Here is a 22892-nt window from a genome sequence, read left to right as displayed (position 1 = left end):
TGGGCTCCGGTCTTATGGTCCATCCTGGAAGCTGTACCAGCGATAGAGAAGTGGTAGAATATGACGCCGATAACGCCCAAATGGGAAAGCCGCAAGGGGCTGGTCTAGGAAATCTGGCGCGGTGGTGGCATGGGGTTGATCTAGCAATTTTTCAGCGATGAGTTTGCCACAATAGCTGCCCATTGCAACGCCATTTCCGTGGTAACACATAGCGGCGTAAGCGTTGGGCAGTTCGGGCAGAGGGCCTGCGAAGGGCACGAAGTTACGCGCGCCGGCAATCAAGCCAGACCAGAAATAGGGCGTGCCGATATGGGACCAGGCCGGAAACATCGTTTCAAAATGCTGGCGTGTGGCGGCTTCTGCGGCGGCGAAAGCGTCGGGACTGGCGCTGGTTGCGCCGCGCATGCCGAACAACATGCGATTGTCGGGCAGCAGGCGGAAGTAATGCAGTAGATTGCGGGTGTCGTAACACATTTGACGCGATGTCCAACCCTGTGCGGCCAGCTCGTCTTCCGTCAGAGGGCGGGTGACGAGGATGTTGGACTGCACCGGAAGGTAGCGTTTTTTCAACTGCTTGGGTAGATTGTCCCTACTGTAACCATTGGTTGCGAAGATGACTTTTTTGGCACGCAGAATGGCCTGAGGCGTGCGCAAAACATGCAGGCCGTCTTTGTATTCCGCATTAATCACCGGGCTGTCGCCGTGGATCTTTGCACCAGATTTCGCCACAGCGTTCGCGAGGCCAGATGCATATTTCAACGGATTTAGGGCAAAGCCGACAGGGATGGTGAGTGCGCCCACAAAACCAGGTTGCTTGGCATTGACGCTGGCGCACATGCCCTGGTCAATCATGGCGTCCGCAGAATAAAGTGGGGCGTGAATGCCGTAAGTGTCTTTGATCCAAGCCTGTTCATGTTGCAGGCCAGCAAAGGCTTTCGGCGTATGGGCGAGGATGGTTTCACCGTCAGAATGGCGATCCACATCCAAGCTGTGATCCTGCAAAAACTGATCCACATGATCAACAGATGCACGTTGGGTTTGCGCCCAAGACGCCGCATCTGATGCGCCGAACATCTTGGCAATATCAGCATCATCCGCGTGTGCCCCGCCAAGGCAACAAAACCCGCCATTGCGCCCTGAAGCACCCCATCCGGGTTGGTGGGTATCAAGGACGACGACGTCTTCGCCAGCAAGACGCAGGGCGGCGTGTAAGCCGGTATAACCTGCGCCGATAATGGCGATGTCACAGGTCTGATCACTGGCCAGTGCTGGGAAATGCGGCGCGTCAAATGTGGTGCGCCAATAGTTGTTTTCATGGGGCAAGGGGCCATATGCCTCTGCCTCATAAATCCGGTTTAGATTGGCATCAGAGGCGGCCAAGATAGACCTCATATTCCACCTGGGTCAGGCGGGTTGTTATCTTGCTGATCTCATCGCGCCGCAGGGTTGCGTATAGTTTCGCATATTCTGCGCCGAAGATCTCTGTGGCGATGTTTGAGGCGGCGAAGCGATCCACGGCGTTCAACCAATCATGGCCCAAGGGTGTGGATGGCGTGGCCTTGGGGTCATCAAGAGACAGGGGTAGTTTTGGTTTGGTTTCAATGCCATGCAACATCCCGCCCAAGATCGCGGCAAAGGCGAGATATGGGTTCACATCCGCGCCGGAAATTCGATGTTCCAGTCGCGCGCCGGGGCCTTTGGTGGCCGGAATACGCACGGATGCGCCGCGATGGTCCAAGGCCCAATCTGGCGCTGTCGGGGCAAAGCTGTTGGGTTGAAAACGGCGATAGCTGTTCATGTGCGGCGCGAACACCGCCTGTAGATCAGCCATGGTCGACAGCACACCTGCAACGGCGTTTTGCAGGGTCTCGCCCATACCATCATCTGCGGAAAACACGTTGTTGCCATCGCCATCCACAACAGAGGTGTGCAGATGCATGCCGTTGCCTGGAAATTCGGCATAGGGTTTCGCCATGAAGCTGGCTTCCATGCCGTGACGGGCCACAACCGCGCGCACCAAACGACGGAAAAGAAGGGCTGTGTCGGCGGCGCGCAAGACGTCACCGGTGTGGTGAAAGTTGATTTCAAACTGACCCGGGCCATATTCGGCGATCAGCGTATCCGTGGCGAGGCCCTGTGCGGAACAGGCCGCCTGAATTTCGGTCAGGATGTCTTCTTGGCGATCCAGAACCTCAAGGTCGTAATTCTGCGCGTCCGGCGTGTGGGCCGGGGGCTGTGGGGCGTCTTGTGCCGTGTCGCGCTTGCGAAATATGTAGAATTCCAATTCGCTGGCGACGACGGGAAACATACCTTTCGCGGCGAAACGGTTTAAGACTTTCTTAAGGATACCACGGGGGGACAGCGGGTTGCTGTCTTGGCCTGGTTCCACCATTTCCACCAGCATTTGCGCCACATTGCCCTTCGCCCAAGGGACAGGCGCAAGGCTTTCTGTGATGGGGATAAGATGCCCGTCAGGGTCACCGGCCACGATGCCAAGACTGGTTTCTTCCACCTCTTCGCCCAAAATATTCGGGGCGTAGGTGGACAAAGGCAGGCGTACGTCACCCTTGGCAAATTTCCCGGTTTGATCACCGGGCAGCCATTTGCCACGCAGGATGCCGTTCAAGTCGCACAGCATCAGCTCGATCCGATCCGGCACGCCGTAGGTTGTGGTGTATCCGTCGAAGGATTTGTCGAAATCAGACATCTTGTGCGGCCTTTGTTCAGCGCGTTTTTTGCGGGCGGCGGATTGTTTGGCGGAAAGTGACGCTACAATCACGCCGATCGCCACGATAGAGATCATAATGGTGGAGAGCGCGTTGATTTCCGGGGTGACCCCTCGGCGTACACGGCTGAAAATCTCAATCGGCAGGGTCGAAGCACCGGCGCCTGAAGTGAAGCTGGCGATCACGAAGTCATCCAGCGACAGGGTGAAGGCCAAAAGCCAGCCCGAAATCACAGAGGGCGCGATGATTGGCAGAGTCACCAGGCGGAAGGCTTCGAACGGGGTGCAGCCCAGATCAAGCGCGGCTTCCTCCAAGGATTGATCAAAACTGACCAGACGCGAAGACACCACAACCGATACGTAACACATTGAAAATGTCGTGTGCGCCAGGATGATCGTGAACAATCCGCGATCAACGTTTAGCGCGATAAACATCAATAACAGCGACAGGCCGGTGATCACTTCGGGCATCACAAGCGGGGCGTAGATCATGCCGGAGAACAAAGTGCGCCCCCGGAACTTCCCACCACGCACAAGGATCCAGGCAGCCATTGTGCCAAGGACTGTCGCAAGTGTCGCTGAGGCAACGCCAATTTTCATCGTCGCCCATGCTGCTTTGAGGAAGGCCTCGTTTTGCATCAATTCGCCGTACCATTTGGTCGAGAACCCCGCCCATACCGTGACAAGACGGCTTTCGTTGAAACTGAAGATGATCAGCAACAGAATGGGCAGATAAAGGAAGGCAAAGCCAAGGGTCAGTGAGGTGACATTGAACCATGATAAACGTTTCATAGGCCGGCCTCCTGGTTTTTTTGCTGGTTGCGCTGGAACAGCACGATGGGGATGATCAGGATCAACAGAAGGATGACAGCAACAGCGCTGGCAACGGGCCAGTCTCCGTTTTTCTCAAACTCTTCCACAAGGACTTTGCCGATCATCAAGGTGTTTGACCCCCCCAGAAGTTCCGGGATCACATATTCGCCAAGTGCGGGAATAAAGACCAAGAAACAGCCCGCGATCACGCCGGGGCGCGACAGGGGCACCGTCACCAGCCAAAAGGCAGATGTACGGGTGCACCCCAAGTCAATCGCGGCCTCATTTAGGCTTTCGTCCAGCTTTTCAAGCGTCGCGTAGATCGGCAGCACCATGAACGGCAGATAGGTGTAAACGATGCCAATATAGACGGCGATATTGGTGTTCAGAATGACCAAGGGTTCATCAATGATTCCAAGCGCCATGAGGATCTGATTGAGATATCCCGTCTGGCTGAGGATGCCGCGCCATGCGTAGACCCGGATTAGGAAAGACGTCCAGAAGGGCAAAATCACAAGCATCATCAGCATGGGGCGATATTGCGCGGGTGAACGCGCCATGGCCCAGGCGAACGGAAACCCAACAGCTAGGGTTAAGCATGTCGAAAACAATGCGATTTTCAGGCTGGATAGATAAGCCGTGTAATAGAGATGGTCTTGCAGCTCAACAAACCCAGACAAAGAGGGGAAGAACCATGACAGAGCGATGGTGCCAAGAATGACCAGAACGGCGGCGGCAGCAAGGCCCAGCAAAAATGCGGCGAGACGATCAGAGAGTGACCCGTCAGTTTCCCCACTGAAGGCCGACCGGAGCCTCGGGTAAAACAGAAAGATCAGTGCGGCGAGTAGGGCAATACCGGAGAGAACCGCAATCACGGCACCAGCGCCAATCAGGCGATAGTTTTCGAAACTCAGCTGTGTGATCAGGTGCCAAATGCCTGTCTCTGGATCATATTGCGGCATATAGCGCGGAATCGCGAGGGCGTATTCCGACAGAGAAATTTTGAAAACGATTGCAAAGGGGATCAGGAACAGCATCAACAGCCAGAGATATGGCGGCAGAATAAGGGCGGTGCGGCGCAGGATATTCATGGTTATTGCGCCAATACGACACCGGCGGTGTCAGTAAAACTAAGGTAAACTTCGTCTTCCCAGGTGAAGCTGCGTCGCGAAATTCTGCGGTTGTTGGCGGCCTGGGCTTTGATCACTTCACCGGTGGCCAGCTTAACGTAATAGGTCGAAATATTGCCCAGATAGGCAATGTCCAGAACGGTGCCTTTAAGCACGTTCGCGGCATCGGGTTTATCAGCGGAAACCGCAATTTTTTCAGGGCGGATCGCATAGTGAACTGCGCCGCGTAGTTCGGTGCCGCAGGATGTGTTGATCTCGGGCTGACCTTCGCCCCAAGCAATGGTGCAGCCCGCGTCGGTCTTAGATGCATGCCCTTTCAGGATGTTCACATCGCCAATGAAGTCAGCGACATAGGTCGAATTTGGGTTTTCATAAATACGGTCTGGCGTGTCGACTTGAACCAATTTTCCGTGGTCCATCACAGCAACGCGGGAGGCAACTGTCATGGCCTCTTCCTGATCATGGGTCACGATGACAAAGGTGGTTCCCGTGCTTTCTTGGATATCCATCAGTTCGAACTGGGTTTCCTGGCGTAGTTTTTTATCCAGCGCACCAAGGGGTTCATCCAGCAGCAGAAGTTTCGGGGCACGGGCAAGTGCGCGGGCCAGTGCCACACGTTGACGCTGACCACCTGAGATCTGATCGGGTTTGCGTTTGGCAAATTTACCAAGCTGCACAAGACGGATCATTTCATCAACTCGGGCGTCGACATCGCCTTTTGCCATGCCGTCGCGTTTCAGGCCAAATGCAATGTTGTCGGCGACGGAAAGATGCGGAAACAGCGCGTAGGACTGGAACATCATATTGGTGGAACGTTTGTTTGGCGGGACCGGGGCGATGTCCTGCCCGTCCAGAATGATGGTGCCCTCCGTCGGGTTTTCAAAACCCGCAAGCATCCGCATCAATGTGGTCTTGCCGCAGCCCGAGGGGCCAAGCAGGGCGAAGAATTCGCGTTCGTAAATTTTCAGGTTAAGATTGTCGATCGCGGTGAACTCGCCAAACCGTTTTGTCACGTTCTGAAAATCAATCAGTGGCGTTTCTTCCGCGTTTTCCCAAGGCGCAAAATTGCTGTCGATGGTCTGTGTATTCATAACTTTCCCTCCCCGATAGTACAGACGCGGCCGGTGTCCGCCCGCGTCAATTTTTTACCAATCTGGCTTAGACGCCAGATTTAATTTTTGTCCACAGACGTGTCACAACGCGCTGAACGCGGGCAGGGTAGGAGTTCTTAACATATAGGTTTTCCAAGGTTGCTTCATCCGGATAAACCGCTGTATCAGCGAGGATTTCTGGATCGACGAATTCCTGTGCTGCTTTGTTACCATTGGCATAGTTCACATAGTTCGTTGCGGCGGCGATGTTCTGCGGATCCATCAGAAAGTTGATGAATTTATGTGCGCCTTCTGGGTTTGGGGCATCCACTGGAACGGCCATCATGTCGAACCACATTTGCGCGCCCTCAATCGGGGCGTTATAGGCGATTTCGATGCCATTTTCGGCCTCTGCTGCGCGGTCACGTGCTTGGAGTACATCGCCGGAGAAGCCATAACCGACGCAGATGTCGCCATTTGCCAAAGCATTGATGTATTCCGAGCTGTGGAATTTTTGGATGTACGGGCGCACTGCGGCAAATACAGCTTCAGCTTTTGCGAGCACTTCAGGGTCGTGGCTGTCAGGATCTTCGCCAATATAAATCAACGCCGCTGGGATCATTTCGTCTGAAGCATCAAGCACTTGAACGCCACATTCCGCCAGCTTTTCCATGTTTGCAGGATCGAAGATCAGGGCGAGGGAATTGATAGGGGCATCTTCGCCCAACAATTCACGTACCTTGCCGACATTCACGCCAATACCGGTGGTGCCCCAGAGATAATTCACCGCATGTTCACTGCCTGGATCATAAGCTTCTGTGCGTTCCTTGATGGCATCCCAAAGGTTAACGCTATTGGGAAGTTTAGCAAAATCAAGGGGCTGAAATGCGCCTGCCGCGATTTGACGTTGCAGGAAAGTTGCGGAAGGAACCACAACATCATAGCCCGAACCGCCGGCCAACATTTTGGTTTCGAGCAACTCGTTTGAATCGAACACGTCATAGACTAGGTCAATGCCGGTTTCGGCTTCGAATTTTTCCAGGACGGATTCGTCGATGTAATCGGACCAGTTGTAAACGCGAACTTCTTCAGCATATGCTGTGGTTGCGCCCATCGCCAGTACCAGAGGCAGTGTTAGTTTTTTCATGATTTGGTCTCCCGTTCCCAAGGTAATTGCACCTTTGATCAAGGATATGATCAAATTTATTGATTCGGCGCAACAGGAGACGTAAAACAGTTGGGAGGCAAGGGAACAAGTGCCGCCAATCTGGGGGCTCTATCTTTTGTAGACACTGGGAGAATCCCCAGTCAGGAGAGGCGACGTGGAGCAAAGAAAAATCCCAGAACACGAAGCGATTTATCTGCGCATTCGTGAAATGATATTGTTTGGGGTGCTTGTGCCGGGGCAACCTGTAACGATCCAGGGTCTTGTGGAAACTCTTGATGCGGGGACAACGCCTGTGCGCGAAGCCTTGCGCCGTTTGACGGCTGAAGGTGCCTTAGAGGCAAAGGGAAATCGTCGCATTACGGTGCCCCAGTTGAATATTTCACAAGTGGAAGAACTATATTTTGCAAGGCTTTCCATTGAACCCAAGCTTGTGCAAATTGCCGTGCCGCGCATTGGTTCTGAAGAGATTTCTAGTTTACGTGGCATTGACAATAAGCTGAACGAAGCGATCTCGCTTGGGGATATCGAAGGCTATTTGAAGTATAATTACCGTTTTCATTTTGCGCTTTATGAAGCTGCAGGGGCGGGAATTTTATTGACTTTGGCGCAGTCACTTTGGCTTCGGGCGGGCCCATCATTGAGGGTTGTGTTGACGCGATACGGCGCAAGCGCTTTGCCCGATCAACATGACGTCACCATTCGCGCCCTTGAAACCCGGGATCTGCAAAAAGCTTGTGGTGCAATCGAAACCGATATTCGTCAGGGCATGGATCAGGTGCGTCAGGTGTTGGTTTTTGGTGAAACTTCATCCTGAATCGGCCTCGTGGATTGACAGGCCTAATATTTTGATCATATTTTTGAATCACCGGGATATCCCTCTGGATAGGCCCTGAAATCAGGATAAAACCCATGGCTAAACGCCCCACACCCGCGAAGAAAACCACGATACCCTGGATTGAAACCCTGCCAGCGGCCTTTTTAGAATATCTTGGCGACCGGCGTTTGGATGAAGTAGAGATCATCACGCCAGACCTTGTGGGCATGTCGCGCGGTAAGGCGATGCCATCTTACAAATTCGACCCCGATGGGACGTTTTTTCTGCCGATATCTTTGTTTTATCAGACAATTTCCGGTGAATACGTCGATATGGAGATCGAGAACCAATGGCTTGAAAAAGACATTGTTCTGCGCCCCGATATGAATACCTGTACGGCAGTGGCATGGGCCGAAGATCCGACGTTGCAATTGATCTGTGATCTTGAAACGCGAGATGGTGAACCCTTGGGGATTGCGCCGCGCAACGTGTTGAAACGTGTGCTGAAACTTTATGCTGATAAAGGTTGGACGCCGGTTATCGCGCCAGAAATCGAGTTCTTTCTGACCAAGCCCCACACGGATCCAAATGAAGACATTGAGCCACCGTTGGGGCGCACGGGCAGACGTTCGGCGTCACGCCAAGCCTATTCGATGGATGCTGTGGATGAATACGGCGATGTGATTGATACTATTTATGATTTCGCTGAGGCACAGGGCCTTGCGATTGATACGATCATCCAAGAAGGGGGCGCTGGTCAGATTGAGATTAACCTCATGCACGGCGATCCCTTGAACCTTGCGGATCAGGTGTTTTTCTTCAAGCGTTCCATTCGGGAAGCTGCGTTGAAGAACGGAATTTTTGCAACCTTCATGGCGAAACCAATGCGGGACGAGCCAGGGTCTGCGATGCATATTCACCAATCAATTGTGGATTCGGCGACCGGTGCGAACATCTTCTCGGATGCAGATGGCAACCCAACCGATTATTTCCATCATTTCATCGGTGGATCGCAGAAATATTTGGTTCATGCGGTGCCATTGCTTGCGCCTTATGTGAATTCTTTCCGCCGGTTCAGCAAAGAAGGCATGAGCGCCCCAACCAATGTCGAATGGGCGGCTGACAACAGAACAACGGGCATCCGCATTCCAAATTCTGGGCCCGAAGCGCGACGTGTGGAAAACCGTGTGATTGGGATCGATACAAACCCCTATCTGTCCATCGCGGCCAGTCTTGCTTGCGGCTATCTGGGCATGATTGAGCAAATCGTGCCGCGTGACCCTGTTAACCATGAAATTTATGAAGGCGGGGCGGAATTGCCCGGCAGTTTAACCAATGCGCTTGATCTGTTTGAAGAAGATACGGCGCTGCGCGACGTGCTTGGCGAGGAATTCTGCCAGCTGTATTCCGACATCAAACGCGCGGAACTTGAAGAATACCAACGCGAGATTTCCCCTTGGGAACGTCAGCATCTGTTGCTGAACGCGTGACCCGATACACCTATACAACACACTGAAATACCTCTGTTTTTGTAGGAGAAAACCTATGACTAAGATCTCAAACCATCTGCCGACCGCAGACCTTCAGGCGCTTGATGCCGCCCACCACCTGCACCCGTTTACCGATGGCGCAGCGCTTGAGAAGAAAGGCGCACGTATCATTACGCGGGCAATCGGCGTGACCTTGACCGATAGCGAAGGCAATGACTATCTGGACGCGATGGCGGGCCTGTGGTGCGTTAACATTGGTTACGGCCGTGACAGCATCGCAGATGTGGCTGCGCGCCAGATGAAAGAACTGCCCTATTACAACACGTTTTTCCAGACGACCCATGTGCCCGTGATTGCGCTTTCCAGCAAGCTTGCGGAATTGGCACCGGGTGATTTGAACCACACGTTCTTCTCTGCGGGCGGGTCAGATGCGAATGACACCAACATCCGTCTGGTGCGTCACTATTGGGCGGCCAAGGGCAAGCCTGAAAAGAAGGTGATTATTTCACGTCACAACGCCTATCACGGCTCGACCATGGGGGGCGCAAGCCTTGGCGGTATGAAACCAATGCACGCACAGGGTGGTTTGCCGATCCCGGATATTGCCTTCATTGATCAGCCGAATTGGTACGCAGAAGGTGGCGACATTGATCCTGCGGAATTCGGCTTGGAACGTGCGCGTCAGTTGGAAGCAAAAATTGCGGAACTTGGCGAAGATAAAGTTGCGGCCTTTATCGCGGAGCCTGTGCAAGGTGCAGGCGGCGTTATCATTCCACCAGAGACCTACTGGCCTGAAATTCAACGTATTTGTGACGCGCATGACATCCTGTTGATCGCTGATGAAGTGATCTGTGGCTTTGGTCGCACCGGAAATTGGTTTGGATCTGAAACCTTCAATATTCGCCCAGATGTGATGACAATCGCGAAAGGTCTTTCGTCTGGTTACGCGCCAATTGGCGGGTCCATGGTGACGGATGAGGTCGCGAAAACCTTGAATGAAGGTGGCGATTTTAACCACGGGTACACCTATTCTGGTCACCCGGTTTCCGCCGCCGTCGCGCTTGAAAACCTGCGTATTTTGGAAGAAGAAAACATCGTTGAGACCGTACGCGATGTGACTGCGCCCTATCTGGAAGAGAAATGGATGCAACTTGGCGATCACCCATTGGTCGGCCAGGCTGGCATTTGTGGTATGATGGGATCCATCGCGATGACGCCGGATAAAGCATCGCGTGCGGCCTTTGCCGGTGGTCCGGGCCAAATCGGCCTGATCTGTCGCGACCACTGTTTCAATAACGGCTTGGTGATGCGTCACGTTGGGGATCGCATGATTATTTCTCCGCCGCTTGTGTTGACCACAACTGACATCGATACGCTGATTGATCGTGCCTCAAAAGCGCTGGATCTGACGCTTAAAGACGCGACGGATCAAGGTCTGATGAAGTCGGCCTGATGGCGCTGAATCTACTCACTGCAAATGACAGACCCGGGGAATATCCCGGGTCTTACTATGCCGCGACCGCCGACCAATTGGCGCCTTTCCAATCTGCTCAGGGCGCTTTGAAAACCGATGTTTGCGTGATCGGCGGCGGTTTCACAGGCTTGTCTGCGGCGTTGCATCTGGCGCAGGCTGGCTATGATGTTGTGCTGCTTGAAGCGCAGCGTGTTGGCTTTGGCGCATCGGGGCGCAATGGTGGCCAGGTTGGTACAGGCCAACGGGTTGAGCAGGATGCGCTGGAACAGATGGTGGGTTTGCCTCGCGCCCGCGCGCTTTGGGATCTGGCTTGCGAAAGTGTGTCTTTGACCAGAGGTTTGGCGGAAACGGGCGGGGTCACGTTTCACGAAGGTATTATCCACGCCGACCACAAGCCAGGGTTTGTGCCAGAGCACCATGAATATGTCGACAAGCTGCGCGATGAATATGGTCATGATCAGATTCGGGCCTTGTCGAAAGATGAGTTGCGCGAATTGGTAGGATCACCTGCCTATCACGGTGGTTCCATCGACATGGCCGCGGGGCATTTACACCCGCTGAACTATGCGCTTGCGCTTGCGCGCGCCTGTGTTGAGGCCGGTGTGCGCATCTATGAAAGCAGCACAGTAGATGAGGTGGTTGAGGGCACGCCTACCATTGTGAAAACGGATCGGGCCCAGGTGACGGCCGATTATGTGCTATATGCCTGCAACGGATATTTGGGGAAGTTGCAGGGCAAAGTTGCCGCCCGAATGATGCCGATCAATAACTTCATCGTTGCCACCGAGCCCCTGAGTCCTGAGGCGCAGGAAGGCCTGATCAAAGGTAATCATGCGGTGGCGGACAGTAAGTTTGTGGTGAATTATTTTCGATTTTCCGATGATGGTCGGATGTTGTTTGGTGGGGCGGAAAGTTATGGGTATCGTTTTCCCAAAGACATACGCGCGCTGGTTTCAAAGCCAATGTTGGAGATTTATCCGCAGCTGCATGGCATTAAGCTTGATTATGCTTGGGGGGGGACTTTGGGCATCACGATGAACCGCATGCCTCATTTTGCGCGACTGTCTGGGAATATACTGTCGGCTTCTGGGTATTCAGGCCACGGTGTCGCGATGGCAACCTTGGGCGGGAAGTTGGCGGCAGAAGCGATCCAAGGACAAGCGGAACGGTTTGACTTCATGGCGGATGTGCCGACACCGCGGTTTCCAGGAGGGGCGGCATTTCGCAGTCCGATGCTCGTGCTTGCAATGTTGTGGTATTCTTTACGGGACAAATTGTAACGCGTGACCCGAGTGGGGGCCAGCCCCCACACCCCCGGGATATTTGCGCTGAAAAGAAAGAGCATGTTTACCCGTGATTAACCTTGCTGTGAAAAAGAGGACATGCGGTACAGGCTGGGAAGCCGATGGCCGTCTGATGAGAAAGCACACTGCGATTGGTTTCGCAGGGTGTTCTATTTTCTTTTCAGCTTAAATATCCATACGCTGCCCGTAGGGCAGCGCTACGCCCAACCAATGAGATCCCGGCTGTGCCGGGGTTGAATGGGCGGGAGCGCTTGGTTTTAGTCGCGGGTGCCTGAGAATTTCTCCTGCCAGATCTCACGGTCTTCGTCCGTGATTTTGGCGAAAAGAACTTCGGGAACTTCAAATGCGTGACCAGCAAGCAGGGTGTTCAGTGCCTCGGATACATCGCTTGGCCATGAATTGTCTTCGGTCTTCATCGCCGACAACATTTTTTCCGAGGCATCTGGGATGAATGGTGCGGACAAGACTGCGTAGAGCCGGATTAGATTTAGAGCAAAACGTGTTTGCATGGCAGCGAGGGCGGGGTTTGTTTTGAAGTTTGTCCAAGGGGCGGCGGCTTGTAGGTATTCATTGCCGAGGGCCCAAATCGCACGCAATTCCTGTGCAGATTTACGCACCTCCATTTTGGCCATATTATCTTCATAGACCCTAATTTTGAGGGTCAGCTCAGCGATCAATTGGGTTTCTTGTTCCGAGTCTTGATAGGCAAATTCTGGGGATGCAGGAACTTCTTCGCCAAACTTAGAACGACAGAATTTTGTAATGCGAGACACAAAATTGCCTAGGACGTCCGCAAGATCTTTGTTCACATCCGCTTGGAATGTTTCCCAAGTGAATTCACTGTCAGAGCTTTCCGGCGCATGTGACAAAAGCCACCAGCGCCAGTAATCCGCAGGCAAAATTTCAAGCGCCTGATCCATGAAGACACCACGTCCGCGTGAGGTCGAGAATTGCCCGCCGTCATAGTTCAAGTAGTTGAATGATTTGATGTAATCCACCAATTTCCACGGCTCGCCCGAACCCATGATCGTGGAAGGGAAGGACAGGGTATGGAAAGGCACATTGTCCTTGCCCATGAACTGGAAGTATTTCACATCTTCCGCGCCCTTGTCCTCACGCCACCAGCGTTGCCAAGCCACGTCGTCTTCGCCATTGGCGTCGGTCAGCTCTTTGGTGGCTGCGATATATTCGATGGGCGCATCAAACCACACATAGAAGACTTTGCCTTCCATGCCGGGCCAGTCCTCAGTGCCTTTTTTGACCGGAACGCCCCAATGCAGATCACGGGTGATGCCACGGTCTTGCAGGCCATCGCCGTCATGCAGCCATTTCTTCGCAATAGAGGTCGTCAGAATTGGCCAGTCATGCTTGCTGTTGATCCAAGCATCCAGTTTGTCTTTCATCAAAGATTGGCGCAGGTGTAGGTGCTTTGTCTCACGCACCTCCAGATCTGTCGCTCCGCTTTCGGTGGAATAAGGGTTGATTAGATCGGTTGGATCCAGCTGCTTGGTGCAATTGTCGCATTGATCGCCGCGCGCACTGTCATAACCGCAATTTGGGCAGGTGCCCTCAATATAGCGGTCGGGCAGAAAACGACCATCGGTGGGGGAATAAACTTGTTCCTCGACCACCTCACGGATGTAACCGTTTTCGGCCAGCTTCCCAGCGAAATGCTGTGTTAGAGCATGGTTCTGTGGGCTTGAGGACCGGCCGAAATTGTCAAAGCTCAGCCGGAAACCTTGTGCGATTTCGGCCTGAACTTCATGCATTTCAGCGCAAAATTCATCCACAGGTTTGCCTGCTTTCGCAGCAGCAAGTTCCGCAGGCGTACCATGTTCATCGGTTGCGCAAATGAACATCACCTCATGGCCCCGGCCACGCATGTAACGTGCAAACAGATCAGCAGGAAGCTGGCTGCCCACAAGATTGCCAAGATGTTTGATCCCATTGATATAGGGGATCGCGGAGGTGATAAGAATACGGTCCATGGTCTGCTTTCATGCGTCTGGTTTGTGTCTCAATACCCTATGGGCCGGGCCTGCACCAGTGCCTGATTGGGCCGGTTATTTACGTTTGTCGTCCCTGTGACGGCCAAGATAGCGCCCCATGCTGAGTGATGTACGAGGGGAATATCGATACGGCGTACGTTCGGTCTTGGTTGGGCGGGCATACATCCGAGTCAAACCGAAAACTATCAGAGCCAAATGGCCACAGGCGACAAAGCTGAACAGGGCGGTCGGGCCATAAAACTCGATCAGAGTGGATGCCACCCAGGGGGCTGCGATCGCACCGACGGCAAAGAAAAACATCAGGGCCGCGGACAGTTCAACGCGTTGATCACCGGTCGCAAAGTCATTCGCATGTGCTGCAGAGACCGAAAAGATCGGGAAAGACGTAAACCCGAAGAACCCGGCGGCCAACATCACACCCAGCGTGCCCGTGTTGCTTACAGCCATTGTGGTGCCGCAAGATACAACCGCTGCGGCAGACAGCCAGATCAGTACCCAGCGGCGGTCATATTTATCCGCAAGCCAGCCCATCGGATACTGTGCCAGCGCGCCACCTGCGACGAAAGAGGCAAGGAAGAACGCGATTTGTCCGATTTCAAGCCCTACCTCTTGGCCATAAATCGGCCCGACCATACGGAATGATGCAGACGACAGGGCAGCAACGATCACCCCTGCAACCGCCAGTGGCGAACAGGCCCAAGCCAGTTTTGGTCGCAAGCGTGGCGCATCTGGAGTTTGCGGCTGGCTGGCTTTTGTCAGGGTCAAAGGTAGAATTGACGCACAACACAAGAGGGCCAGCAGGTTATAAGACACATACCAAGCGGGGGGCAGAACTGCGATAATCAACTGCGCGCCAAGGGATGCGCCCATATCAACGATCCGGAAGGTGCCCATGGCACGGCCTCGGTTTTCATTGGTGACTTTGTCGTTTAGCCAAGCCTCGACCACGGTATAACATCCTGCAACACACAAGCCGGTTGCGATGCGGAAGGCAGCCCAGAATAACGGGTCTTCAGTAAGCGTGTGGCTGATCAGCCCCATGGCGCCAAGGGCTGTGAATGCCGCAAAAGCGCGCGAATGCCCGATGGATCCCATCAGGCGTGGTGCCCACCAGCAACCAATGAAAAACCCCAAGAAGTGGGACGATCCCAATAGACCAATTTCCTGTTTGGAAAACCCCAGAGCAAACCCCGAAAGCGCATCAAGCGGACCCACGCCGCCAGATGAAAGCTGCAGGAAAATCACTGAAAGAAAAAGGGCGGCAAAGGAAATAATCAAACGCATAAGAAAGCCAGGGCTACAGGCCGGCGTACCGGCAATCCCTTAAGCCTCGCAGAGTTCCACAAGACATCCCAGAGGAAATCGACGAATTTGTGTCGTTTTTGGCTGCACCGTTGATATATGACGCTGGCTTAGCGGTGATGCGGGGATGCGCCCCCTCAGGGGCGCTGGGCCCAACCGATGAATTTCCGGCATTGCCGGGGATGAATGGGCGGGAGGGTTTGGTTCACAAATCGCTTGCGGCGTTGCCATTGTGCAGCCACTCTGATGGCGAACATATTTCTGGATATAACAAAATGCGCAAAGTTGAACTTGGACAAACCAGCCTGATGGTCAGCGAGCTATGCCTCGGATCTATGACATGGGGCACGCAAAATACCGAAGTCGAAGGTCATGGTCAGATAGATACATCTCTGGATCATGGTATCAACTTTATCGACACGGCCGAAATGTACCCGGTGAACCCGATCAGCCCAGAAACGCAGGGCGACAGTGAACGGGTTATGGGCAGCTGGTTTGAAAATACCGGGCGTCGCGATGACGTGATTTTGGCCACGAAACATTCCGGTGAGGGGCTAGCCCATGTGCGCGATGGTGCGCGTATTTCGTCCAAGACGATCTTTGATGCGGTCGAAGGATCGCTTGCCCGGTTAAAGACTGATTATATTGATCTTTACCAATTTCATTGGCCCAATCGCGGCTCAATGGCGTTTCGTAAGAACTGGACATATGATCCCGGAACCCCTGACAAAGCGGGCATTCGTGCCGAAATGGAAGATGCGCTCGGGGCGCTGCAAAAGCTGGTGGATCAAGGGAAAATTCGTCACTTTGGCCTGTCCAATGAAAGTGCCTGGGGCACGTCGCAATGGCTGCGGATATCTGAAGATATGGGGTTGCCGCGTGTCGCAGCGATTCAAAACGAATATTCCCTGTTGTGCCGGATGTATGACACTGACCTCAGCGAACTTTCCGTGCAGGAAGGCGTGACTTTGCTGGCGTTCTCGCCACTGGCTGTGGGGCTTTTGACGGGGAAATATCAAGGCGGTGCCATCCCCAAGGGATCACGTCGCACCTTCGTGGATAGCCTTGGCGGGCGGGTTACAGATCGTGTTTTCCCGGCTGTTGATGCGTATCAGGCCATTGCGGATCGCCATGGTTTGGATCTTGCACAAATGGCGCTGGCGTGGTGCCGAACGCGCCCCTTTAAGGTCTCAGCGATTTTCGGGGCGACCACGCAGGCGCAGTTGAAAAATACATTGGCCAGCCAAGATTTGGTTCTCAGTGATGACGTCATCGGTGAAATCAATTCGTGCCATATTCGACACCCAATGCCGTATTAAGCACAGCAGCCCCACCAGAATCCCGGTCAGGTGGGGCAGACTACAGGGAGTAACTTCATGCCTTTGACCATGAATAAAGACGTTTTCATCACCGCGGCCATCACCGGTTCCGGTTCCACACAAGATCGCAGCCCCCATGTGCCGCGCAGCCCCAAGGAAATCGCCGACAGCGCGATTGAGGCCGCAAAAGCTGGTGCTGCGATCGTGCATTGCCATGTGCGCGACCCGGAAACCGGTGCGCCATCACGCAAGACGCAATATTACCGCGAGTTGACGGACCGTATCCGCGAATCTGAGGTCGATATGGTTCTGAACCTGACCGCAGGCATGGGCGGCGATATCGTTTTTGGCGGCGTCGAAAACCCGCTGCCTGCTGTGGCTGGCACTGACATGGTTGGCGCGACGGAACGCATGGCGCATGTGATCGAATGTCGCCCCGAAATCTGCACGTTGGATTGCGGCACCATGAACTTCGCCGAAGCAGATTACGTCATGACCAACACGCCCGGGATGTTGCGTGCCATGGGTACAATGATGACCGAAGCAGGCGTAAAACCTGAAATCGAAGCTTTTGACACGGGCCATCTTTGGTTTGCCAAGGAATTGGTGAAAGAAGGCGTGCTGGACAGCCCCGCACTGGTTCAACTTTGCATGGGTGTGCCGTGGGGCGCGCCGAATGATCTGAACACTTTCATGGCGATGGTGAACAATGTGCCGGATGACTGGAACTGGTCGGCGTTCTCATTAGGCCGCGATCAGATGCCTTATGTGGCGGCCTCTGTTTTGGCGGGCGGCAACGTGCGTGTTGGTCTGGAAGACAACCTGATGCTTGGACGCGGTAATCTTGCCACAAACGAACAACTGGTGTCTCATGCGAAGGGTATCATCGAAAGCCTTGGCGCGAATGTTATGGGGCCGGATGCCGTGCGTGAAAAACTGGGACTGGTGAAACGCGCACCGGTTTAAACCAACCTTTAGGAGACAAGAAATGTGGAAATTTGTGATGATGATCGGAATGACTGCGGTTCTTGCCTCCTGCCAGCCAGTGGAAACACCTCAGGTTGAGATGAGCACACTGACAGCAGCCGAACGCGCTGCCTGCCACGCGGATTACGGTGAAGTGGAAACAGCCCCGTTTGGCAATGAGATCTGCGTGCGTCCGGCCATTGATGGGGGTGACGTCTGCACCTCAAGCCGATCCTGCGAAGGCCTGTGCTTGGCGATTGAAGAAGACGGCGAAAAAAGCGGCTATTGCAGCGAAGACAGCATACAGTTTGGCTGCTTTGAGGTCTTTGAAGACGGTGATGTTGCGACGCTTTGTATTGATTGATGATGGGGTAGGATACACATGTTTATCGGAATGGTGTCTGTTCTGTCGGGGTTGATCGCTGCTTTGAGTGCCTACCTACAGATCAATGCGCGTTGGTACAAAGGTGTCTTCGCCGTGCTTGGGTTGATTGCCTTGGGTATTGGATGCCTTTTCCCCGGTGTTGGGATCGTAAGTGAAACAGAATTACCGCCAGTTGTTTATCTTGCCATCGCGGCATTCTGGGGGGCGATCGCGGTTGGTTTTGGTGTTTCAGTTACGTTGATGGCACGGGACTTTGCTGCGCCAAGAAGAATAGTTGGATGGGTATTCGTAACAGGTGCTGTTTTGGTACCCATCTGGATGAGGGCTCTTGTCTGAGTGCACTGAATAAGGAAATACGAAATGACAAAAATTGCTGCGATAATTGGCGGTGGTGTGATTGGCGGTGGCTGGGCTGCGCGCTTTTTGTTGATGGGCTGGGATGTTCAGGTCTTTGACCCGGATCCCGAAGCCGAACGCAAAATCAGCGAAGTTCTGGCCAATGCGCGCAGATCCTTGCCGGGCCTGTCTGACGTGGCGATGCCAGCGGAAGGCAAGCTGACCTTCCATGCCGAAATCAAAGATGCGGTAGCAGGTGTGGCTTGGATCCAGGAAAGCGTGCCGGAACGCCTTGAGATCAAACATAAGGTTTATGCAGGCCTGCAAGAACATGCGCCCACGGATGCGATTATCGGGTCGTCTACCTCGGGGTTTAAGCCTTCTGAATTGCAAGACGGCATGGAAAATCCGGGTCAGATCGTCGTCGCCCATCCCTTCAATCCTGTGTATTTACTGCCCCTGGCTGAATTGGTCACAACCGAAGCGAACCCAGTTGAAACCGTTGATGGTGCCAAGGAAATCTTGGCCGCGATTGGCATGCACCCGCTGCACCTGAAAAAGGAAATCGACGCTCATATCGCGGATCGTTTCCTAGAGGCCGTCTGGCGCGAGGCCCTTTGGTTGATCAAAGATGGCATCGCCACCACCGAAGAAATTGATGACGCGATCCGTTACGGGTTTGGCTTGCGGTGGGGGCAAATGGGTCTGTTTGAAACTTACCGCATCGCGGGCGGCGAAGCGGGCATGAAGCATTTCATCGAACAATTTGGCCCCTGTCTACAATGGCCTTGGACCAAGCTGATGGATGTGCCGGAACTGACGGATGAGCTGATCAATATGATCGCGGATCAGTCTGATGCGCAGTCGGGTCACTATTCTATCCGCGAACTTGAACGTATCCGTGATAACAACCTTGTCGGCATGATGCGCGCCCTGAAGGCACAGGATTACGGGGCCGGGGCGCTGCTGAATGCGCAGGACAAACGTCTGGCCCAGGCGATTGACATGTCTGGTCTGATCACCACAGTCAGTCGCGCGGTGCCGCTGGATTGGACCGATTACAATGGTCACATGAATGAGGCCCGTTATCTGCAGGCCTTTGGGGATGCCACCGATAAATTCATGGAACTGATCGGCTGTGACGCGGAATATATTTCCTCCGGGGGCAGCTATTTCACCGCAGAAACCCACATCCGTCATTTGAATGAGGTCCACGCCGGTGCCAAGATCCAGGTGCGCACGCGGTGTTTACTGGGCGAAGGCAAAAAGATGCATCTTTGGCATGAAATGGTTGAAGGGGATCGTCTGCTGGCCACTGGTGAACATATGTTGATCCACGTCAGTCTTGAGACCCGTAAGGCGTCCGACCCTGCACCACATATCGCGCAAAAATTGGCGACTATTGTCGCGGATCACGCCAAACTGCCTATGCCCGAAGGTGTTGGCAAAGCAGTGGGTAAGAAATGATGCATGACCCCAATAAACCACGTGTTTTGATCACCGCCGGGGCCTCTGGCATCGGGCTTGCCATGGCGCAGGCTTTTGATGCGGACGGCTATGAGGTTTGGGTGACGGATGTGAATGAGGCGGCGCTAAATGCGCTGCCTTCGCATTATCACGGACACTTGGCGAATGCCGCATCTGAAGGTGACATGAAGGCGGTATTTACAAAAGTCGAAGCGGCGGGTGGGCTTGACGCTTTATGTGCCAATGCGGGCATCGCGGGCCCGACTGCGGCGGTGGAAGATGTGGAACTTGCGGATTGGCAGCAATGCGTATCCGTGAATCTTGAGGGCGCGTTTTTGGCCGCCAAATACGCAGCACCTCTGATGAAAGCTGCTGGCAAGGGCGCGATTGTTGTGACGTCATCTACGGCGGGTATTTATGGATACCCTTTCCGCGCCCCTTATGCGGCGGCGAAATGGGCGATGGTCGGCTTGACCAAAACGCTTGCGATGGAACTTGGCCCCTATGGCATCCGCGCCAATGTCATCTGCCCGGGATCGGTGGAAGGCCCACGCATCGAAGGTGTGTTGGAACGCGAAGCCGCGGCCAAGGGCATGACCCGCGATGAGGTTTACGTGGGCTATGCGGTTGGGACATCCATGCGCAGTTTTGTTGAGGCCGAAGACATCGCGAATATGGCCGTTTTTCTTGCGTCCCCAAAGGCGCGTTTGGTGTCAGGTCAGGTGATCTCTGTCGATGGACACACGGAAAACCCTGATCCGAAAATCTGATCTTGCTTTGGTGGCGTCTGATAAAGCGGCATGCTAGGTCTGGGGCGAAAGCCCCGGATGATGAAAGCAATGTGAATGTCTGATCTGTTTGATGCTGGCCAGGAGACCGGCCATAAACCACTGGCGGCAATCCTGAGACCGCGGTCCTTGGATGAGATCATTGGCCAAGATGGGTTGACCGCTGAGGGATCTATTTTGCGGCGCCGGATCACGGCCGGGCAATTGGGCAGTGTGATTTTATACGGCCCGCCGGGTATTGGGAAAACCTCGATTGCACGCGCAGTCGGCGAAATGTTGAACAAGGAATTTCGCCAGCTTCATGCAACCCGCGCAGGTGTCAAAGATATCCGACAGCTTGCGGATGAAGCCCGCATGCATCCATTGTTGATCTTTGTAGATGAGGTGCATCGTTTCTCAGCGACACAGGCTGATGATCTACTGGCAATCTGCGAAGAGGGCACAGCGGATTTCATTGGGGCGACCACGCAAAACCCATACACTGCATTGCCGAAAGCGTTGGTGTCGCGTTCTACGGTTTTGAAGCTTGAACCGATCTCGATTGAAGATATGGAAAAGGTGATTACGCGAGGGCTGGATCATCTTCGCACCACTGGCATTGATGTGGATATCACCCCGCTTCACCTGCGTCTGATTGCTGGACGTTCTGGCGGGGATGCGCGACGTGCTTTGATGACACTTGAAAGCCTTGTCGTTGGTCATGCGCCGGGCGCGGCTGTATTGATCACAGATAAAATGATTGAGGATGCCTATATCGCGGCACCGATCAATCATGATCGGTCTGGGGATCAGCATTATGACGTGATTTCTGCTTTCATTAAGTCCATGCGCGGCGGGGATGCGGATGCGACGCTGTATTGGCTTGCGCGGCTCATCCACGGTGGCGAAGATCCGCGATTTATTGCGCGACGCATTATGATCCAGGCATCGGAAGATGTCGGACTTGCGGATAACACAGCGCTTCAAACGGCGGTTGCTGCGGCTCAGGCTGTTGAGATGATCGGCTATCCAGAAGCGCAGATTATTCTGGCGCATGCGGCCTTACATGTGGCACGCGCCCCTAAATCCGGGTCAGCCAATCATGGGATTTCCTTGGCGCTTCAGGCGGTTGCAAACGAGGCCCCGCTGTCTGTGCCTTTGCATCTGCGTGACGCGCATTACGCCGGGGCGGCCAAGCTTGGGCACAGCGGATATCGCAGCCCTCATAAGACCGAAAGCGGTTGGGTTGATCAAGATTATGCGGCCGGGATTGATGTGGGGCAGTTTTATCAAAGTGATGCGCGGATGTCGCCAACCTTTGAGAAACGCGCTGATGAATATTGGGAACGCATTACGGGGCAGCCAGTTCCTAAGCGCGACATGCGTTAGTCTGTTTGGCGCGTGGCGCCCACGCGCAGGGCGATTTCAACAGCTGCATGTTCGGCGCGACCTTCGTCAGTGTCAGAGGTGAAGCTGGCCACTGTGACGGGATCCGACATGTCTGGGAAGTGGTAGACCGCGTTGACGCAAAACGGCCCGCCACCAGAATGGCCAGTTGTGGCGCCGGCAGCTCCGCTTTCGCCTGACATCAGCCCAAGGGCATAGCCGCATTTGGTCCAAGGGCGTCCAGGCAGTGCACCACCTAAGATCAGTGTTTCTTGCATTTGAGCGAAGCTGTCGCGACTGAGCAACCTGCCTTGGAACAGTGCATGCAACATATGCGCGGCATCTTTTGGAGTGCCGAACAGGCAGCCGTGATAAACCCAACGCGGATCATATGTTTTTGCCGCGTCCCAATGGAGGGCGGTGAAGTCAGCTTGCGTCGTGGCGAGTTTGATATTGCTTAAACCAAGGGGTTGAGTGATAAATTCGGAAATGACATCGTCCAAGGGCATGGCAGTGAGGGCTTCGATTTTTTCACGTAGAAACATGTAGCCGATGTTTGAATAGGACCAGCCATGGCCGGGCTCATATATCAATCCATTGGGCAAGGATAGCTCAAGAATTGTATCACGGGACCAGGGGATGTCTCCGTTGGCGACAGCAGTATGATATGCCTTTAGGTGGCCATAGTCGGGCAGTCCAGCATTGTGTTGCAGCAATTGGCGGAAGGTATATGGGTGGTCTGTGGCGTGAGCGTCCAGATCAAGGTGCCCCTGCTCTGCGAGCTTAAGCATGCATATCGCAATAGCGGTTTTGGTGAAACTCCAGTAAGGAAATAACGCGTCGGACTTGCCAAAGGATCCCTGTTGCCCGCTAGATGATATCCAATGAGAATGAACTTCGGGCATGGGTGTCGTTTTCCTACAAAGAAAACGTCCCGGAAACTTTG

19 protein-coding genes and 1 pseudogene are annotated in these 22892 nt (G+C 54.0%); 11 read left to right on the top strand and 9 right to left on the bottom strand.

The window, feature by feature from the left end:
• Positions 1-12: 12 nt before the first annotated feature.
• From RJ38_RS00315 to RJ38_RS00290, 6 genes and pseudogenes are all read right to left on the bottom strand, one after another.
• Positions 13-1380 (bottom strand): NAD(P)/FAD-dependent oxidoreductase, encoded by a 1368-nt coding sequence (locus RJ38_RS00315; protein WP_238321609.1) that lies wholly within the window; start codon positions 1378-1380, stop codon positions 13-15.
• A complete protein-coding gene (locus RJ38_RS00310; RefSeq protein WP_039016944.1) occupies positions 1367-2707 on the bottom strand; it encodes a type I glutamate--ammonia ligase in 1341 nt (446 codons plus the stop codon). The genes RJ38_RS00315 and RJ38_RS00310 overlap by 14 nt, the downstream gene beginning before the upstream one ends.
• A gap of 12 nt (positions 2708-2719) precedes the next feature.
• Positions 2720-3517, bottom strand: a pseudogene (locus RJ38_RS00305) (ABC transporter permease); the annotation flags it as partial.
• Positions 3514-4629 (bottom strand): ABC transporter permease subunit, encoded by a 1116-nt coding sequence (locus tag RJ38_RS00300; protein ID WP_238321608.1) that lies wholly within the window; start codon positions 4627-4629, stop codon positions 3514-3516. The pseudogene RJ38_RS00305 and the gene RJ38_RS00300, both read right to left, overlap by 4 nt.
• 2 nt (positions 4630-4631) lie before the next feature.
• On the bottom strand, positions 4632-5759 hold the full coding sequence (locus tag RJ38_RS00295; RefSeq protein ID WP_039016914.1) for an ABC transporter ATP-binding protein: 1128 nt from the start codon (positions 5757-5759) through the stop codon (positions 4632-4634).
• Between the two features lie 67 nt (positions 5760-5826).
• Positions 5827-6906 carry a polyamine ABC transporter substrate-binding protein gene (locus RJ38_RS00290; protein ID WP_039016913.1) on the bottom strand — a complete coding sequence of 360 codons (1080 nt, stop codon included), beginning with the start codon at positions 6904-6906 and terminating at the stop codon, positions 5827-5829.
• A 175-nt stretch (positions 6907-7081) separates the two neighbouring features.
• On the opposite strand from RJ38_RS00290, the gene RJ38_RS00285 reads away from it, so the two are divergent.
• The 4 genes from RJ38_RS00285 to RJ38_RS00270 all read left to right on the top strand — a co-directional run bounded on the left by RJ38_RS00285 (position 7082) and on the right by RJ38_RS00270 (position 11985).
• Positions 7082-7741, top strand: coding sequence for a GntR family transcriptional regulator (locus RJ38_RS00285; protein WP_039016912.1), 660 nt, complete (start codon positions 7082-7084; stop codon positions 7739-7741).
• 95 nt (positions 7742-7836) lie between these two features.
• Positions 7837-9231 carry a glutamine synthetase family protein gene (locus RJ38_RS00280; protein WP_052245090.1) on the top strand — a complete coding sequence of 465 codons (1395 nt, stop codon included), beginning with the start codon at positions 7837-7839 and terminating at the stop codon, positions 9229-9231.
• Positions 9232-9286: 55 nt separating this feature from the next.
• Complete coding sequence (locus RJ38_RS00275; RefSeq protein WP_039016911.1) at positions 9287-10684, top strand: aspartate aminotransferase family protein; 1398 nt, start codon at positions 9287-9289, stop codon at positions 10682-10684.
• A 5-nt stretch (positions 10685-10689) separates the two neighbouring features.
• Positions 10690-11985 carry an NAD(P)/FAD-dependent oxidoreductase gene (locus tag RJ38_RS00270; protein WP_039016940.1) on the top strand — a complete coding sequence of 432 codons (1296 nt, stop codon included), beginning with the start codon at positions 10690-10692 and terminating at the stop codon, positions 11983-11985.
• 281 nt (positions 11986-12266) lie between these two features.
• Here the strand turns inward: RJ38_RS00270 and metG are convergent, their stop codons facing one another.
• Together metG and RJ38_RS00260 are read right to left on the bottom strand one after the other, a co-directional pair.
• Positions 12267-13997, bottom strand: a complete 1731-nt coding sequence (metG, locus tag RJ38_RS00265; RefSeq protein ID WP_039016910.1) for a methionine--tRNA ligase — start codon at positions 13995-13997, stop codon at positions 12267-12269.
• A gap of 75 nt (positions 13998-14072) precedes the next feature.
• Positions 14073-15302: an MFS transporter gene (locus RJ38_RS00260; RefSeq protein WP_039016909.1), complete on the bottom strand. Its 1230-nt coding sequence runs from the start codon at positions 15300-15302 to the stop codon at positions 14073-14075.
• Positions 15303-15595: 293 nt separating this feature from the next.
• Here RJ38_RS00260 and RJ38_RS00255 point away from each other — a divergent pair, with 293 nt between their 5' ends.
• The 7 genes from RJ38_RS00255 to RJ38_RS00225 all read left to right on the top strand — a co-directional run bounded on the left by RJ38_RS00255 (position 15596) and on the right by RJ38_RS00225 (position 21949).
• Positions 15596-16639: an aldo/keto reductase gene (locus RJ38_RS00255; RefSeq protein ID WP_039016939.1), complete on the top strand. Its 1044-nt coding sequence runs from the start codon at positions 15596-15598 to the stop codon at positions 16637-16639.
• Between the two features lie 57 nt (positions 16640-16696).
• Positions 16697-17605 (top strand): beta-keto acid cleavage family enzyme, encoded by a 909-nt coding sequence (locus RJ38_RS00250; RefSeq protein WP_039016908.1) that lies wholly within the window; start codon positions 16697-16699, stop codon positions 17603-17605.
• 22 nt (positions 17606-17627) lie between these two features.
• Positions 17628-17969, top strand: a complete 342-nt coding sequence (locus tag RJ38_RS17875; protein ID WP_052245089.1) for a hypothetical protein — start codon at positions 17628-17630, stop codon at positions 17967-17969.
• A gap of 18 nt (positions 17970-17987) precedes the next feature.
• Positions 17988-18326, top strand: coding sequence for a hypothetical protein (locus RJ38_RS00240; RefSeq protein ID WP_039016907.1), 339 nt, complete (start codon positions 17988-17990; stop codon positions 18324-18326).
• A 24-nt stretch (positions 18327-18350) separates the two neighbouring features.
• The gene (locus RJ38_RS00235; RefSeq protein WP_039016906.1) at positions 18351-19793 is read left to right on the top strand and encodes a carnitine 3-dehydrogenase; all 1443 of its coding nucleotides are present in this window, start codon (positions 18351-18353) and stop codon (positions 19791-19793) included.
• Complete coding sequence (locus tag RJ38_RS00230) at positions 19793-20563, top strand: SDR family oxidoreductase (protein WP_039016937.1); 771 nt, start codon at positions 19793-19795, stop codon at positions 20561-20563. The genes RJ38_RS00235 and RJ38_RS00230 overlap by 1 nt, the downstream gene beginning before the upstream one ends.
• A gap of 75 nt (positions 20564-20638) precedes the next feature.
• Complete coding sequence (locus tag RJ38_RS00225) at positions 20639-21949, top strand: replication-associated recombination protein A (protein WP_039016905.1); 1311 nt, start codon at positions 20639-20641, stop codon at positions 21947-21949.
• Here RJ38_RS00225 and RJ38_RS00220 read toward each other — a convergent pair.
• Positions 21946-22851 carry a serine hydrolase domain-containing protein gene (locus tag RJ38_RS00220; RefSeq protein WP_039016904.1) on the bottom strand — a complete coding sequence of 302 codons (906 nt, stop codon included), beginning with the start codon at positions 22849-22851 and terminating at the stop codon, positions 21946-21948. The two genes, RJ38_RS00225 and RJ38_RS00220, sit on opposite strands and share 4 nt — an antisense overlap.
• Between the last annotated feature and the right edge of the window lie 41 nt (positions 22852-22892).

The organism is Halocynthiibacter namhaensis (assembly GCF_000812685.1).
Taxonomy (GTDB): Bacteria; Pseudomonadota; Alphaproteobacteria; order Rhodobacterales; family Rhodobacteraceae; genus Halocynthiibacter; species Halocynthiibacter namhaensis.
Note: the sequence above shows the minus strand (reverse complement) of the source record. Positions and strands in the feature narration are given on the sequence as shown.